This is a genomic window from Paenibacillus oralis (assembly GCF_003863965.1).
Lineage (GTDB): Bacteria > Bacillota > Bacilli > Paenibacillales > Paenibacillaceae > Fontibacillus > Fontibacillus oralis.
Map to the genome: position 1 here is coordinate 5,983,637 of NZ_RRCN01000001.1, position 14,456 is coordinate 5,998,092.

Annotated in this window: 11 protein-coding genes; 4 read left to right on the plus strand and 7 right to left on the minus strand. The window is 52.9% G+C overall.

Going from position 1 to position 14,456, the window contains the following annotated elements:
• Positions 1-277 precede the first annotated feature (277 nt).
• Both EHV15_RS26685 and EHV15_RS26690 read left to right on the plus strand, forming a co-directional pair.
• Positions 278-997, plus strand: coding sequence for an ABC transporter ATP-binding protein (locus EHV15_RS26685; RefSeq protein ID WP_128633896.1), 720 nt, complete (start codon positions 278-280; stop codon positions 995-997).
• Positions 994-1,725 carry a hypothetical protein gene (locus tag EHV15_RS26690; protein ID WP_128633897.1) on the plus strand — a complete coding sequence of 244 codons (732 nt, stop codon included), beginning with the start codon at positions 994-996 and terminating at the stop codon, positions 1,723-1,725. Before EHV15_RS26685 ends, EHV15_RS26690 begins: the two co-directional genes overlap by 4 nt.
• Before the next feature lie 83 nt (positions 1,726-1,808).
• On the opposite strand, the gene EHV15_RS26695 is transcribed toward EHV15_RS26690, so the two are convergent.
• Entirely contained in the window at positions 1,809-4,565 is a 2,757-nt protein-coding gene (locus EHV15_RS26695) for an S-layer homology domain-containing protein (protein WP_246061795.1), read from the minus strand.
• A 272-nt stretch (positions 4,566-4,837) separates the two neighbouring features.
• On the opposite strand from EHV15_RS26695, the gene EHV15_RS26700 reads away from it, so the two are divergent.
• Positions 4,838-5,761, plus strand: coding sequence for a stalk domain-containing protein (locus EHV15_RS26700; protein WP_128633898.1), 924 nt, complete (start codon positions 4,838-4,840; stop codon positions 5,759-5,761).
• Between the two features lie 59 nt (positions 5,762-5,820).
• Here EHV15_RS26700 and EHV15_RS26705 read toward each other — a convergent pair whose 3' ends face one another.
• The 5 genes from EHV15_RS26705 to EHV15_RS26725 all read right to left on the minus strand — a co-directional run bounded on the left by EHV15_RS26705 (position 5,821) and on the right by EHV15_RS26725 (position 12,148).
• Positions 5,821-7,254: a DHA2 family efflux MFS transporter permease subunit gene (locus EHV15_RS26705; protein WP_128633899.1), complete on the minus strand. Its 1,434-nt coding sequence runs from the start codon at positions 7,252-7,254 to the stop codon at positions 5,821-5,823.
• 338 nt (positions 7,255-7,592) lie between these two features.
• The gene (locus EHV15_RS26710; RefSeq protein WP_128633900.1) at positions 7,593-9,527 is read right to left on the minus strand and encodes an ABC transporter permease; all 1,935 of its coding nucleotides are present in this window, start codon (positions 9,525-9,527) and stop codon (positions 7,593-7,595) included.
• A complete protein-coding gene (locus EHV15_RS26715) occupies positions 9,502-10,272 on the minus strand; it encodes an ABC transporter ATP-binding protein (RefSeq protein WP_128633901.1) in 771 nt (256 codons plus the stop codon). The genes EHV15_RS26710 and EHV15_RS26715 overlap by 26 nt, the downstream gene beginning before the upstream one ends.
• Before the next feature lie 170 nt (positions 10,273-10,442).
• The gene (locus EHV15_RS26720) at positions 10,443-11,447 is read right to left on the minus strand and encodes a sensor histidine kinase (protein ID WP_128633902.1); all 1,005 of its coding nucleotides are present in this window, start codon (positions 11,445-11,447) and stop codon (positions 10,443-10,445) included.
• Positions 11,444-12,148 carry a response regulator transcription factor gene (locus EHV15_RS26725; RefSeq protein ID WP_128633903.1) on the minus strand — a complete coding sequence of 235 codons (705 nt, stop codon included), beginning with the start codon at positions 12,146-12,148 and terminating at the stop codon, positions 11,444-11,446. The genes EHV15_RS26720 and EHV15_RS26725 overlap by 4 nt, the downstream gene beginning before the upstream one ends.
• Positions 12,149-12,286: 138 nt before the next feature.
• Between EHV15_RS26725 and EHV15_RS26730 the strand changes: the two genes are divergently transcribed.
• A complete protein-coding gene (locus EHV15_RS26730; RefSeq protein ID WP_128633904.1) occupies positions 12,287-13,414 on the plus strand; it encodes an ankyrin repeat domain-containing protein in 1,128 nt (375 codons plus the stop codon).
• A gap of 58 nt (positions 13,415-13,472) precedes the next feature.
• Here the strand turns inward: EHV15_RS26730 and EHV15_RS26735 are convergent, their stop codons facing one another.
• Positions 13,473-14,438 (minus strand): aldo/keto reductase, encoded by a 966-nt coding sequence (locus tag EHV15_RS26735; RefSeq protein ID WP_128633905.1) that lies wholly within the window; start codon positions 14,436-14,438, stop codon positions 13,473-13,475.
• Positions 14,439-14,456 lie beyond the last annotated feature (18 nt).

Below are 14,456 nucleotides of genomic sequence, written 5' to 3' on the forward strand. Positions count from 1 at the left end.
TATCAAACGTACGTTCCCTTATCAAATCGAAAATCTCACCTGAACCGCCTCATTTTTCCCCCTCTCTTTTTCTTCTCTTTTTTTTGCAACCCTTGCTCTAGCCCCCTGATCCCCGCTCCCTGAACGAATGGGATAATCGTGCAAAGGCAAGCAACAGGCAGGAACACCAAGGCGATTGGCTAGTTGCCGGAAAGACAGTGTCCGCCTCTGATTCAGCGTGTGGTAATTGTCTGTTATGGGGAAATATCAAATCACAGGAACTAGGAGCGAAATGCAAATGGTACACCCACAAAGTGCCTCAGCAATTGAAAGATACGCTATTCTCGTATCCGGCGCAGGCAAAACTTTAAATGGCCAAAAGATTATAAATAACGTTTCTCTGGCCGTGCCCCGCAACAGCATATACGCCATCATCGGCCCGAACGGAGCAGGGAAAACGACTCTGCTTCGCCTCATGAACGGATTGTTGACCTTGGATGAAGGTACAATCCGTTATGCTAATGATGAGCATCAAATTGCTGTGCTGCTGGAGAACGACTATCTATTCGAAGCCAAAACCGGACGAGAGAACATTCGCGATTTTGGCATCTATTTTTCGCTAGATCTTGGACAATCATCTTCGGCAGTGGACCGTTACTCCTCCTTGTTGCAATTGGATTCAGCGCTCGACAATAAGGTTGCTGCCTACTCAAAGGGTATGAAAAGAAAGCTCTCTCTCCTGGTTACATTGCTTAGAAATACACCGATTCTGATGCTGGATGAGTTGACCTCCGGCGTTGATCCCGAATCCAGACGGGTGATGCGCAGCGTGTTGAACCAACTAAAGGAAGAAGGCCGTACGGTCATCCTTACCTCGCACGATCTGGCCGAAGTTCAAAAGATCAGCGACTGGATTACGATTTTGAACGGCGGTACCGTCGTGGAAACTATCAATAATCAGGTGTTCGAGGGAGACCTTGAGCAAAGACTTTTTGATGTGCTGGAGGGGATCAAATGATGGGCATTCACCCGATCAATAAGCTCAATTTCAGAGATATCCTAAAAAGTCCTTCCTACCTGGTCATGCTCAACATCATGTTGATCGTACCGTTAAATTCCATGCTGCAAATTCTGAAAACGAACACCGGCCTGATGGAGTTTATCGTTGTCTATGTTTTTTTGATGTTGAATGTCTCCAGCTATTTCTTTTTGAATATGCTGACCATCAGTCTGATTGTGATTTCAGAAAAAAGCTCGGGGCGCTGTGAATATTACCTGGCCAACCAAGTGGATGTTCGCCGGCTTACCGGCATATACAGCCGCTCCTCCTATAGTTTAAACATCGGCCCCATCCTTTTGCTCGACATCCTTATAGCAGGTTACGCTATGGCCAGCCACGAGACTGTGCTGCTTCATTTGTTCCAAGATGTGTCTTTTGTTTGGTTTGCGGCAACATACCTTCTCTTTACTTATCTCGCAACCAGTACATTGACCTTAATCTCTATGCTTTCTAAAACCCCGGAGCGGATCCGCACCTATCTTTCGGTCAGTTCGTTTTTGTTTATTTTTGCCGCTACGCTTCCCGCTACTTTCATTAAAAAATTTGGTTTCATTATCAATGGCGACACCATTATTTGGTTTTCCGGCAGCACCCTGCTCGTTCTGGCGATGATTTGTGCCTCCGTACGCGTGTATCTGTCTAATAAGCTGAACAATGAGATCGTTATCTTGTCATATAAACAGTAGCTTTCAATTGAAAAAAGGCTCATGACGTTTCCGCAACGCCATGAACCCTTTTTAACACTCAATTATCCATTCCGGGGGGGTGCCTACTTCACAAATTCCAGAAGTTTCACAACAAGCGTTATGGCTTCCGCCCGGGTGGCAACTTGCTGAGGAGCAAAGCGGTTGTTGCCGACTCCGTCCACAAGTCCGGCATCAACCGCTGCCGCCACATACGGCGCAGCCCAGGCCGGAATATCCTTCGCATCGTTAAAAGCAAGCTTGGCTTGCGAATCGGGACGGATCCCGCCGGCGCGGACAATCATCGCTGTCAGCTCCGCCCGATTAAGCGGGTTATGCGGACCGAAAGAGCCGTCCTTGTAGCCGCTGATAATGCCTGCTGCCACGGCCTCAGCTACTGCCTCCGTCGCCCATGAAGGAATTTTGCTTGCATCCGTAAATGAAAGCTGCGCGCCGTCCGCGTTCAAATCCAATGCGCGTCCCAGCATGGTAACGAATTCCGCACGTGTAACTTGTTGATTCGGCCGGAAGGTTCCGTCAGCGTAGCCGTTCACGAAGCCTGCCGCCACAGCCTGATCGATGGCCGCTTTGGCCCAATGCTCTTGAATATCCTTAAGCACCGGCGGATTCGCGCGGCCCGATCCGGTACCCGGATTGCTTCCGGGCTGCGCTCCTGTATCTGCCCCACTATCCGGATTTGTCCCATTCCCTGAATTCGCATCTTTCTCCGAGCCTGCTCCTGACCCGCTACCTGAACCGGGACTCGAAACCGGGTTACTCCCTTTTCCTGAACCGGAATTTCCTGAACCCGAATTACCCGAACCCGAGTTCCCCGAACCGGGGTTCGGCGTTGCGGCCCCCTTCTTCTCAATGCCGAATTGATCAATAATAAACGGCTGCGCTCCATTCAGGTTCTGATCAATTTCATACGCAACGGCCGTCAGCTTGCCGCCGTCTATCGTAATGCCGACGAAATTTTGCACCTGACTGCGTTTCGGACGCCGGTTATCCTTCGGGTCGGGGCCGTATTTGGCCGCATGATTTTCCTCCGCACGTTCGAACAAGCTGTAATACGCATCCCCAAGATCGGGGCTCGGATTTTTGTAATAAACCTTCGGACCAGCGGTTGCCGGAATCAAATAGATCGTACCGTCCGGGTTTACCGAGTATTCCAGCTTCTCCCCATTCAGCATTTCCGTAATTTTGACGGGCTCTGTTGCTTTGCCGTCCGCTTTGATCGGCTTGGTACGCGCATAAATATGATCATGACCCTGCAAAACAAAATCGATATCCAGTTCCGCCATGATCGAAGCGATTTTGTTGCGCACGCCATTCGTGCCCATAATATCGGAATCCGTTGCATGGTTCGAAGTGGTGTACGGACCTTTGTGAATATTCACGATTATCCACTGAGCCCCGGCCTTTTTGGCCTGCTGAACATCTTGTTTGAGCCATTCCACTTGCTCTACCGAGAAATTGTCATACGTATCCGAATCCTCATTGGAATTCAAAATAACGAAATGCGCATTGCTGTAATTGTATGAATAATATGCGCCGGTTTCGATTGCCGATTTTTCCGGAACTTTCAAATTAAAGTGCTCAATAAACGCGTAGTTTTCATCCTCGTGATTGCCCGCGGAAGGCGCCAGCGTCGTATGGAGCAAGCTTTCCTGCGAGTGCCCAAGCAGCCAATTCCACTGTTCTTCCTTGACGCCTGTATCGACAATATCGCCATTATGCACGACAAATTGCGCTTCCGGCACGGCAGCCAACGCTTTGGCCAACGTCTCGGAGGAGAGCACCGCTTCCTCTTCGTCCTTCGCCTGCGTGTCAGCCAGATCGATAAACGTAAACGCGCCCTTCTCCGGTGCGGTCCGGAAGGTTCCCGTGCCGCTCCAAACGCCAAGCGCCGCATCGCCTACCCGGAAATAATAGGAGGTATCCGCCGCTAAACCTGTCGCTTCCGCTTTATGAACATGCTCTCCCGGGGAATTCGAAGAGACGGAAGTACGTCCGCTAAATGTTTGGGCCTGACTAAAATCCGGCTCTCCCCCGCGATTTTCCACAACCTGCACATCGCTCCGGGATGAGCCCAGCGGTGTATACCATGTAAAACCTTTCGCACTTGTAGCATCACCGTAGAAAGTTACGGTCACCTTGCTGATTTCAAGCGCCAGAGCTTGGACCAACGCTTTCAGCTCCATATCGAAATAGAGGTCCGAACTGCTGTCGCTTTGCTGATGAACCTCGACCGCAATTTCGTTGTCGCCGTCCTTTAAGTAGGACTTCAGCGGCGCGGTCAGATCCACATCTTCATACAATACGGGAAGATCTTTGCTTGAGCCGGCTTTGGTGGAATACGTGATCTCCCCTGCCGGCATACCGAACCGGACCGCCTCATGTCCGTTCACATAAACAACGGCCCCGTCGTCTATTCCGAATGTGCCGAGAAGCTGTCCGTACCCGTCGATCTCATCCTTGTTGACTTGAAGATTCGTACGGAAATACGTGGTGCGATGCTTGAGATTTTTATCCGGACCATAGTCAACTTCCGTATTGAGCGGTCCAAAGGTAGAGGTGGCAATGCCGCTGCCGTTATCCTTGTAACCGAAAGGTGCAAACCCGGAATCCCAAGAGGAATCATCATACGTGGCTCTCCATACGGACATTAAATCTTGACCCTGATCAAAATATTTCCACTCGCTGTTTCGCGGCAGCAGAATCATGGGCTCGTCTGGCTCGTCTTGCGCGGCCGCTTCGGCCACGGGTGAGGCTCCTAATCCTGACCATAAACCAAACGTCAGCGCTGTACATAACAACATGGATAACAGCTTTTTAGACACCTAGTTGATCATCTCCCTCTATTTTTGTTGGATATGTACCCACACTCCAAACAGCTATAACATAACAAAAGGAGATTAATCGCTTGTCATCCAGGCGTAAAACCTATGTAAAAATGATTGCACCACTTATATATTGTAAAAAATTTTTCTTTTATTGCGTATGACGCTCCTTGGCTATCAGGGAAATTCTTCCTCCCCTATTAAAGCTGCCTATGTTATATTTAAGAGAATAGTCCTATGATTTTGAAACCAAATACATAAAAGGAGACGTCATGAAAAAAATAGTTTACTTAACGCTTATGGGGTGCCTCGCTGCATTTATCGGTCTTTTCTCTTTTGCTCCCCAATCTCACGCTGCCGCCCCCGCTTCTTACACGCTTTATGTGGACGGCAAAGTTTTATCTTCAAAATTCCCAACGGTTGTGGAGAAGAATGTCACTCTTATTCCGATGAAACCGGTGCTTACCGCTCTAGGTTATGTCACGACCGTCGATAGCAAAACGAAGGCCATTACGGCCAAAAATTCGGACGGCTCTTCTATCACCGTGAAGACGGGAAGCAAAAAAGCCAAAATCAACGGGTCTGATGTCACCATGCCCGCAGTGGCCAAGTCGATGAAAGGAACTACGTATATCCCTTTATCGGCCATCAAGCAGTTAACCGGCAAGTCGATCGGACTGGACGCCTCTCAAGGAATCGCCTGGATCGGGGAAAAGCCGGCAGAAACCGTCCCGATTCCGCCCTGGGGAGCGACCCCGGAGCAAATGAAGGCGATTTTCAGCCATAAGCAGCTGATCGAGGAAGGGCAAGAAGGCGATATTTATGCCCTATGGTACCAGGAAGCACCCGATTACACGGATGAAATGTACGTGTTTTATAAAAACAAACTGGCCAAATGGATGTATAACCCGCAAGTTCCTAGCTATAACGAAGACGAGTTACTCGGTTTTTACGACGGTATGGTCGCTAGTTTCGTTGACAAATATGGGGAACCGGAAACCAATATCGCTGCTGCCGATAAGAATAATGAGCTAATACCTCTGGCCAACGGAGGTTACTTCATGAGCGAGTGGAATGTAGGAGGCACAAAAATCACTATCTTCTTAAAACCAGCGGACACCGGATACGTCATGGCCATACAATTTGTTGATACATCGGTGGAATCAAAAGTCGAAGCCGCCTTGGATGCTATTTAATAAAAATAATAAAAAACGCTGCTGACATTCATTTGTCAGCAGCGTTTTTTATTTATCGCTTAATGCGACGGATGCACCGCCCCGTGCGACACGATAACGCGGCGGATGAACAGCGCCAGCGCCAGCCCGATTAGTGTCACGATCATCGCGAATTGGAACACGCCGTGCGAGCCTATTGTCATCGCTTTCGCCACCTCGGTGACTTCGTTCGGGGCCGCGGACGCACCGAGATACCGCTCCATGCCGTGCGTCAGGATGCTAATCGCAACCGCGGTGCCAACCGCGCCCGCCACTTGTTGCAGCGTGTTCATCACCGCGGTGCCGTGCGGGTACAGCTCCGGCGGCAGCTGGTTCAGGCCGTTCGTCTGCGCCGGCATGAACACCATCGAAATGCCGATCATCAGGCAAATATGCAGCGCGACGATGAAGAACACCGAAGTCACCGGAGTGACGCCGGAGAAAAACCATAACGCAGCCGCCACAACGGCAAGCCCGGGCAGGACGAGCCACTTCGGACCGTACTTATCGAACAGCTTGCCCATCCGCGGCGACAGGAAGCCGTTCAGCGCGCTGCCCGGCAGCAGCATCAGGCCGGCGGTAAACGGCGAAAGCTTCATGCCCTGCTGCAAGTACATCGGCAAAACAATCATGCTGGATAAGATAATCATCATACAGGTGAGCACCAGCAGCAGCCCGACGATAAACATCGGGTACTTAAACACGCGCAAACTCATCATCGGCTCGCGCATGAACAGCTGGCGCAGCACGAACAGCGCAAGCGCGGCGAGACCGATGGCGATCGAGGCGATGACGACCGGGCTAGTCCAGCCCGCATCCCCTTCCCCCGCCTTGCTGAAACCAAACACGACGCCCCCAAAGCCAAGCGTAGACAGGATGACGGAGAGCAGGTCGATGCGCGGTTTCGTTACTTCGGTGACGTTTTCCAAGAATTTCAGACCGACGAGCAAGCCGAGCACCAGGAACGGCAGCGATAGCCAGAAGATGAAATGCCAAGTCAAATATTCGATCAAAAGTCCCGCCACGGTCGGCCCGGTCGCAGGCGCAAACATGATGACGAGACCAACAAAGCCCATCGCCGCGCCGCGTTTTTCCGCCGGATAAACGACTAGAATCGTATTGAACATAAGCGGGATCAAAAGCCCCATGCCGATCGCCTGCAGGACGCGCGCGACCATCAGCATCTCGAAATTGAACGCAAGCGCCGCGATCAAGGTGCCGATAATCGAGCTCGTCACCGAGCCGACAAACAGTTGCCGCGTCGTGAACCATTGCAGCAGCAAACCGGACAGCGGCATGAGAATGCCCAGCGTCAGCAGAAAGCCCGTCGTTAACCACTGCGCCGTCGCCGCCGAAATTTGGAACACTTCCATCAGATTGCTGATGGCGATGTTGAGCGCCGTCTCACTGAACATGCCGATAAAACCGCAGATAAGCAAGGACGCCATGATGGCGCGTGTATTATACTGCTTCATAACTCCTCCTCTTCACTATACGTAGGTGTCTTTATACACGAGGAGTTTGGTGCCCCCGCTATCTGCTTATTATACATAAAAGCGCAGATAACATTTCTTATGGATTGCTGAATTTAAGGTTCAACCTAATCATCAGTGCTTGACAGTCAAGCCGACAACAGACCGTGGCCTGGAGCGAGACTTGCTATCCGGAGGCTTTGCACAATTATCCCGTTTGATCATGTGACTTGGCTTTCTGAACCAAAGGGATAATCGTGCAAAGTGGTTTGGAGAGACAACCCTCCCCATCTCCGTCATCATTTATTTTGTCAAGCACTGATTTTCGTCGTGAGCCGAATTTAAACCATCGTTTTATTGACCGCTCTGATATAGCGGGCTCTGACGATCAGAAAATACACGATCTGGACGGCGAGGAAAGCCGCCGAGGCGGTCAGCACGGGTACATAAACGGGGCCCATCGAGTTCATCATCTCCATGACCGGCCCAAGCACCACCAGCGACTGAAGCGCCGCCACCGCGATCGGGATAAAAAACAAAACGGCAATTTGAATCGTCGCCGAGACGTTCATCTCCCGGCTGCTGAGCCCGATTTTGGACAGGGAGCGATACATTGCCGCGTCGGCGGTCAGCTCCGTGTGCAATTTGAAATAAAGAAAGCTCGCCGAAGAGACCGAGAAAATCAGCGCGATAAATACACCGATAAAACTAAAAAGAGAGAAGGTTTGTTTATAGGTGTAATAATCTTCCGCCCGCGATTGCAGGAAACCTTCATGATGTCCGCTTCGGCTCCACTCGGTCAGCTCAAGGCCCAGTTTCGTTTCCGGGTCCTCCTTGCTTGGCAGCTTGCCGGAACCGGGAACCATAAAGACGGTGTTATTTTGCACGTAACCTCCCCCGGCCCGATGTTCCTGCTCCAGCCGCTCGAATACCCCGTCCTCGACAACCAGCAGCTTCCCCGTATAGGATAGGAAGGCAGCCGGATCCGTCCGGGCAACAACATGGAACGGGTACGCCGATTCCGCAATCCGCAGATCCATCGTATCCCCTTGCGGAAGATGATCGCGTTTAGTTTCCGGCGTTTGCACCAGCACCGCTTCGCTTTCGCCGAGCTGTTCCACCGTGTCGATATTCATAACCGATGCCAGGCGGTTAAACTGCGTTTGCGAAATCAGCATAGTCTCCTCTTCCCCCGCCGTGTAGCTGTTGTTTGCGATCAAATCCGCCTTTTCGAGGCGATATTCCAAGCCTGCCGCGCGGAGCGCTTTTTCGATGTACGCAAGATCTTCCTCGGCCTTCGTTTTATCCCCGTCGCTGTAAGCTGTGTATCTAAAATTGAACGGGTTCCCCATAAAAGAATCCCTGATCGCCTGCTGGGAAGCCAGAACAAACCCGGTGCTCATGCAGGCCAAAGCGACAACGACGGTAACCAAAAACAGCATCCGCGCGTTATCCTTCAACTTATAGCTCATTTCGGAGATCCACAGCAGATTCGTGCCCTTCCAGGCCGTCGCCCGGCTGCGCTGCAGTCTTCGGATGATCCAGACGGACAGCTGGGAGTAGAAAAAGTACGTTCCGGCGATGCCGCTTACGGCCGCGATCAAAAGTCCAATTTCATCGAGCTTTTTCCCATGAAGAGCCCAATACCCGATCATGAGCAGGGCGATGCCGAACACGGAAATAAAAACGTTCGCTTTCGGTTCTTTTTTCGGCTTGCTGCTGCCCGTGAGCAAATCCAGAACTTGGCGTTTCCGAATAAACAACAGCGTAAACAGAGAGATAAACAGAAACAACAGCACAAACGCGCCGGCGGTCAGCAGGATCGCTTTTGCGGGCCAGTAAAAGGGCAGTTCCTCCATATCGATCATCCTGGTGCTGACGAGCAGAAACACTTTGGACAACATTAGTCCCGCCGCGATTCCCGTTACGATGGCCACGGCGCCGATCAGCATATTTTCCAGGAAAATCAGCAGGTTAATCTGCCGGGATTCTGCGCCCAGGATCGTCAGGATGCCGAACTCGCGGTTCCGCGACTTCAGAAAAGCGCTGATGGAATACAACACGAAAAAGAAGGCGAACACATAAACGATGACGGTGGCGATCGTCATGCCGGTCCGGGTCATGTTGCCCATGGGGGAGCCGGCGATGTTCGGGTGATTAATAAAGACGGCGTAGGTGAAAAAAATCATGACCATAAATGCGCTGCTCAGCAAATAGGCGACATAAGCGCGGGCATTGCGGCGGACGTTGTTAAACGCGAATTGAGGAAAGTTCACGCGTATCCCCTCCCCAGAACGACAGCATATCGATGATTTTTTGGAAAAAAGCCTGGCGATTCTCGCCGCGGTGAATTTCCGCCGCCAACTTGCCGTCTTTAATGAAGACGATGCGGTTGCAGTAGCTTGCGGCCACCGGATCATGCGTCACCAGCATCAGCGTCGTTCCGTCCTGCTCGTTAATTTCGGCCAGCGACTCCATGACCGCCCGCGAGGATTGGGAATCCAGCGCCCCGGTCGGCTCGTCCGCCAGCAGCAGCACGGGAGACCCGATAATGGCGCGGGCAATCGCCGTCCGCTGCCGCTGTCCGCCCGAGATTTCGTAGACGCGTTTGTTCAGAATCCCGCCAATGCCAAGTTTGGAGGCCGTCCGGGCCAGCAGCGCCTCCGCTTCTTTCAGCGGACGTCTGTCCAGCGTCAGCGGCAGGACGATATTTTCCGCCACGGTAAGCGTATCGAGCAGATTGAAATCCTGAAACACGAAGCCGAGCTGTTTGCGCCGAAAGTGCGCCAACTCTCTTTTTTTCATATTGTACGGGTTGAGTCCCCCGATTCGGACTTCGCCCGAGCTGGGCCGGTCGATGGTCGATACCATGTTCAGCAGGGTGGTTTTCCCGCTGCCCGACGGCCCCATGATGCCGACAAACTCCCCTTCGCGGATCGTCAGATGAATATCGGTCAGGGCATGCGTCGCCACTTTACCGCTGTAAACTTTGTTTAATGCTTTGACTTCAAGAATATCCAAGCTTAAAGCAGCTCCTTTCTGTGCCGTTGCAAATTATATCCTAACTTTACGCCAGTTCCGCATTAAGCTGCCATCGGTTTAGGTGAACCGAACCTTACATTTGCGATAAGGTTGTGTTCGCCTTTTCGTTCGGATGGCTGTCCAGCATAACGGAAGAAGACACACCCCCTTTAGGATGTGCCTTCATTGGCGTGCGCTTTGCGCAGGGTCAAGCTAATCGTGGTGCCTTCGCCGGGCGCGGATTCCAGCTCCACTTCATGGCCCAGCTTGCCGGCGATTTCCCGCACAAGATACAGCCCCATGCCAGTCGATTCGCGGTACTGCCTTCCCCGCTCTCCCGTAAAATACGGATGGAACACCCGGCCCATGTCCTCCGGGGCAATCCCGATCCCTTCGTCGCAAATGTGGAGCTTGATGTACTCCCCGGCGTCTTCCGCGGCCAGATGCACCGCTTTGCCGGGACCGCCCGAATAGTTCACCGCATTGGTTAAAATCTGGCCCAGCATAAAGCGAAACCACTTGGCATCTGTATAGACCCGCACCTCACTGCCGATATCGAATTTGGGCGTAATGCCTTTGCGGATGAACAGTGTGCGGTTCTCCGCGACGGCTTCGCTGGCCGCCGCGCGCAGTCCGATGGCTTGGACGGCGAAATCCTGCTCGAAATGCTCCAGCCGTGCGGTATAGAGGACCATATCGAGACCTTTGCGGATCCGGTCCAGCTCCTCGCGGATACTTTCGGCCGGCTCGTCCTCCACTTCGGAAAGCGTCAGCTGAATCACGGAGAGCGGCGTTTTCATCTGATGGACCCAGCGGTTCACAAAAGTGAGATGCTGCTCGGTCCGGCTTTGCTGCCGGTGGAGCTGTTCGCGGTACAATCGCTCGTAATGGCCGATCCGCCCGTGTAAGGCTTCCGGCAGCGGAGCCTCCCCCAGCGGCGGATTGAGAAACTCCCCGGACGGCTCCTCCGCCGCAAGCTCCTTGTACATCGCCCGGTGCGTGGCATACCGGAATCCCAAATAGACGGCCAACACCGAACCGCTTAACAGAACGCCGTACAGGACAACCCGCACCGGCCGCCCTTCGCCCGTCAGCCAGTAAACGAACGGGACAAGCAGCATTTGCACGGTAAAAAACAGAACGAGCGGGAACTGATCTTTCCAAAACAGCCTCATGCCGAAGGCTCCTTGTCCGCCGCGATCCGGTAGCCGGCGCCCCGGACCGTTTCGATGAGGTCTCCCGTTCCCAGCTCTCTCAGTTTCCGGCGTACTCTCGTAATATAAACGTTCAGCGTATTGTCGTCGATAAAATGCTGATCCTCCCACATCATGTCCAGCAGCCGCTCCCGGCTGACGACCCGGCCGCCTTTTTCCATCAGCATCGTAAGCAGGTCGGCTTCTTTTTGCGTAAAATCAATCGTGTTCCCTTGATAAGACGCCATATAGCGCTCCGGGTACAGCACGATCCCCGCATATTCGATCGTCCTTTCCCGCTCCCGCCCGGAGGCGTAAGCGCCCACGGCGCGGCGGAGCTGGCTGCGGATTTTGGCCATCACAATCTCCATGTCGAACGGTTTCGTAATGTAATCGTCCGCTCCGTTTTCCAACGCCATCACCTGATCCATCTGACCTTCGCGCGCCGAGATAAAAATGATTGGGCAAAGCGACTTCGCCCGGATTTGCCGGCACCAATAGAAGCCGTCGAATTTCGGCAGATTCACATCCAGCAGCACCAAATCGGGCTGCGTTTCCAGGAACGTGTCCAGCACCCGGCTGAAGTCCTCCACAACCCGCGCGTCAAAATCATATTTCATCATGAACGAGTGCAGCTTGTCCGCAATTTTCATGTCATCCTCGACGATGAGGATCGTGTACACTTTGAATCCCTCTCCTTTCCCTCCGAGCAATCCTGTCTTATCACTATACCGAACTTTTTTCCTAGCTTCTATATAAAATAAAGCCAAAAAAGCCGACAAGATATAGGTGGAAAAATAGAATGATGGAGTGAGACTACCATGAAACAGTTGCTGGGAATAAGCGGCGTATTGCTAATCACCGGCATGCTGCTGGGGGCGTGTGGCGGCCGGGCGGATGTGCCCGGGAACAAAGCTCAGGCGGACGAAGTTCCCGTGCAGGAGACAAAGATCAATGCCGCCTCTTCCGGTACTAAAGGGTCTGCCGAAACTAAAGAACCAAGCGCTGCTCAAGAAAAATGCGCGTCCTTTTATCCCCACGGCGGAGGGGCGTCCGATGCCGATATCGTGGTGGATGACGAAGGGCCAACGGCCATATTGGCGGCCGAGGACGGCACGCGTACGGAATACGGGATATCCGGCGCGGCGATGAACGCAAGCGTGGAGGCGTTGAAGAAGCTTAAGGCCTGCGGAGTGGACTTGAATACACCGGACGCTCAAGGAGAGACGGCCTTGATGTTGGCCGTTGAAAACAAAACGTTTGCATCTGATAGTCAGCAAGCGGCAAAGTATGACCAGGCTGTGGATTATTTGCTGGAGCAGAAGGTGAACGTAAATGCCAAATCGAAAGCAGGCCAAACCGCCTATACGGTCGCTTATGTGAATCAAGATCAACAAACCGTGGAGAAGTTGGAGCCCTATGCAACCAGTGATGAACGCGCCACGGCAAAATTGTATACGGAACTTGGCAACCTGACCTTGAAAGAGGTGAAGCGGTTGGTGGAGCAGGATCACGCCGATGTGAACGCGGGATTCGGCCAGCATGAATTTCCGTCCTTCTTCGCCGCCGTGGAGCTTGGCCGGACGGATATCGCGGCCTATCTGATCGGGCACGGAGCCGATTTGTCCCTGCGGCCGGGCGATGAAGGCGGGATATCGATCCTCCATTATGCGGTGTCGTTTGGAAACCTGCCGCTAACCAAACTGCTGCTGGAAGGAAATTACGGCTTTGATGCCAATGAGACGGATGGTTTGGGAATTCCCTTGTTATCACGGGCTGTAAGCCAGTCGAATTATGAGATGGTCAACTATCTGATTGAGCAAGGGGCTAAGGCTAACGCGACGTATTGGGATTATGGAGAAGAGGTTACGATTCTGCAAGATGTTGATGAAGATGATCCGGACGGACTAAAAATTAAGCGACTGCTGATCGAGCATGGCGCCAAATAAATGAGAAGGCCGCTCCGCAAATCTAAACCAGACTTGCGAAGCGGCTGTCTCGTATTTATCAAGACTGCAAAAATGACGGGTAACGCGCTCCCGCCGCAGCCCCTTTCGGCGAAATCCGTTCGATCTCCGCCAATTCCTCCGCGCTGAGCGTCACCTCCAGAGCGCCGAGATTTTCCCGGACCCGGTCCAGCCGCTTCGTGCCGGGAATCGGCACGATCTGCTCTCCCTGCGCAAGCAGCCAGGCGAGCGCCAGTTGAGACGCCGTACAGCCTTTGCGGACGGCAAACTTTTCGATGAGAGCCACGACCTCCAGGTTTTTATTGAAGTTTTCGCCCTGAAATCTCGGGTAATAACGGCGGTAATCATCTTCGGGAAGATCGTCGAAGGAGCGGATTTGTCCGGTCAGGAACCCGCGGCCAAGCGGGCTGTACGGAACAAAACCGATGCCGAGTTCACGCAGAACGGGCAGCACCTCATCCTCCACTTCGCGGCTCCAAAGCGAATATTCCGTTTCCACCGCGGTAAGCGGGTGCACCGCATGCGCGCGGCGAATTTGCTCGGCGGTCGCTTCCGACAAGCCGATATAGCGTATTTTGCCGGCCTGGACAAGCTCCGCCATAGCGCCCGCCGTCTCCTCGATCGGCGTATTCGGATCTATGCGGTGCTGGTAATACAGGTCGATATAATCGACGCCAAGCGCCAGCAGGCTCGCGTCAACCGATTTTTTTACATAGGCGGGGTGTCCATGGACTTTCAGATCCGGCGATACAATGCCGAATTTGGTCGCAATCACTGCCTGGTCCCGGCGTCCTTTTAAGGCGCGGCCGACCAGCCGCTCATTGCCGCCGAACTTTCCTTGCATAAATTCCTCGCCGTAAATATCCGCCGTATCGAACAGCGTAACGCCAAGATCCAGCGCGCCGTGTATGGTACGAACCGACTCTTCGTTGTCCGGCATCATCATCGTGCCCAGGCCAAGGGCCGACACTTCAAGCCCAAGGCTTCCGAGTTTCCTTTGTGTTATCGATTTTCCCAGCTTAAT

Bases quoted from the DNA above. Each gene is read 5' to 3' on its own strand.
- EHV15_RS26685 (WP_128633896.1), top strand. From the start codon at position 278: ATGGTACACCCACAAAGTGCCTCAGCAATTGAAAGATACGCTATTCTC.
- EHV15_RS26690 (WP_128633897.1), top strand. From the start codon at position 994: ATGATGGGCATTCACCCGATCAATAAGCTCAATTTCAGAGATATCCTA.
- EHV15_RS26700 (WP_128633898.1), top strand. From the start codon at position 4,838: ATGAAAAAAATAGTTTACTTAACGCTTATGGGGTGCCTCGCTGCATTT.
- EHV15_RS26705 (WP_128633899.1), bottom strand. From the start codon at position 7,254: ATGAAGCAGTATAATACACGCGCCATCATGGCGTCCTTGCTTATCTGC.
- EHV15_RS26720 (WP_128633902.1), bottom strand. From the start codon at position 11,447: ATGAGGCTGTTTTGGAAAGATCAGTTCCCGCTCGTTCTGTTTTTTACC.
- EHV15_RS26730 (WP_128633904.1), top strand. From the start codon at position 12,287: ATGAAACAGTTGCTGGGAATAAGCGGCGTATTGCTAATCACCGGCATG.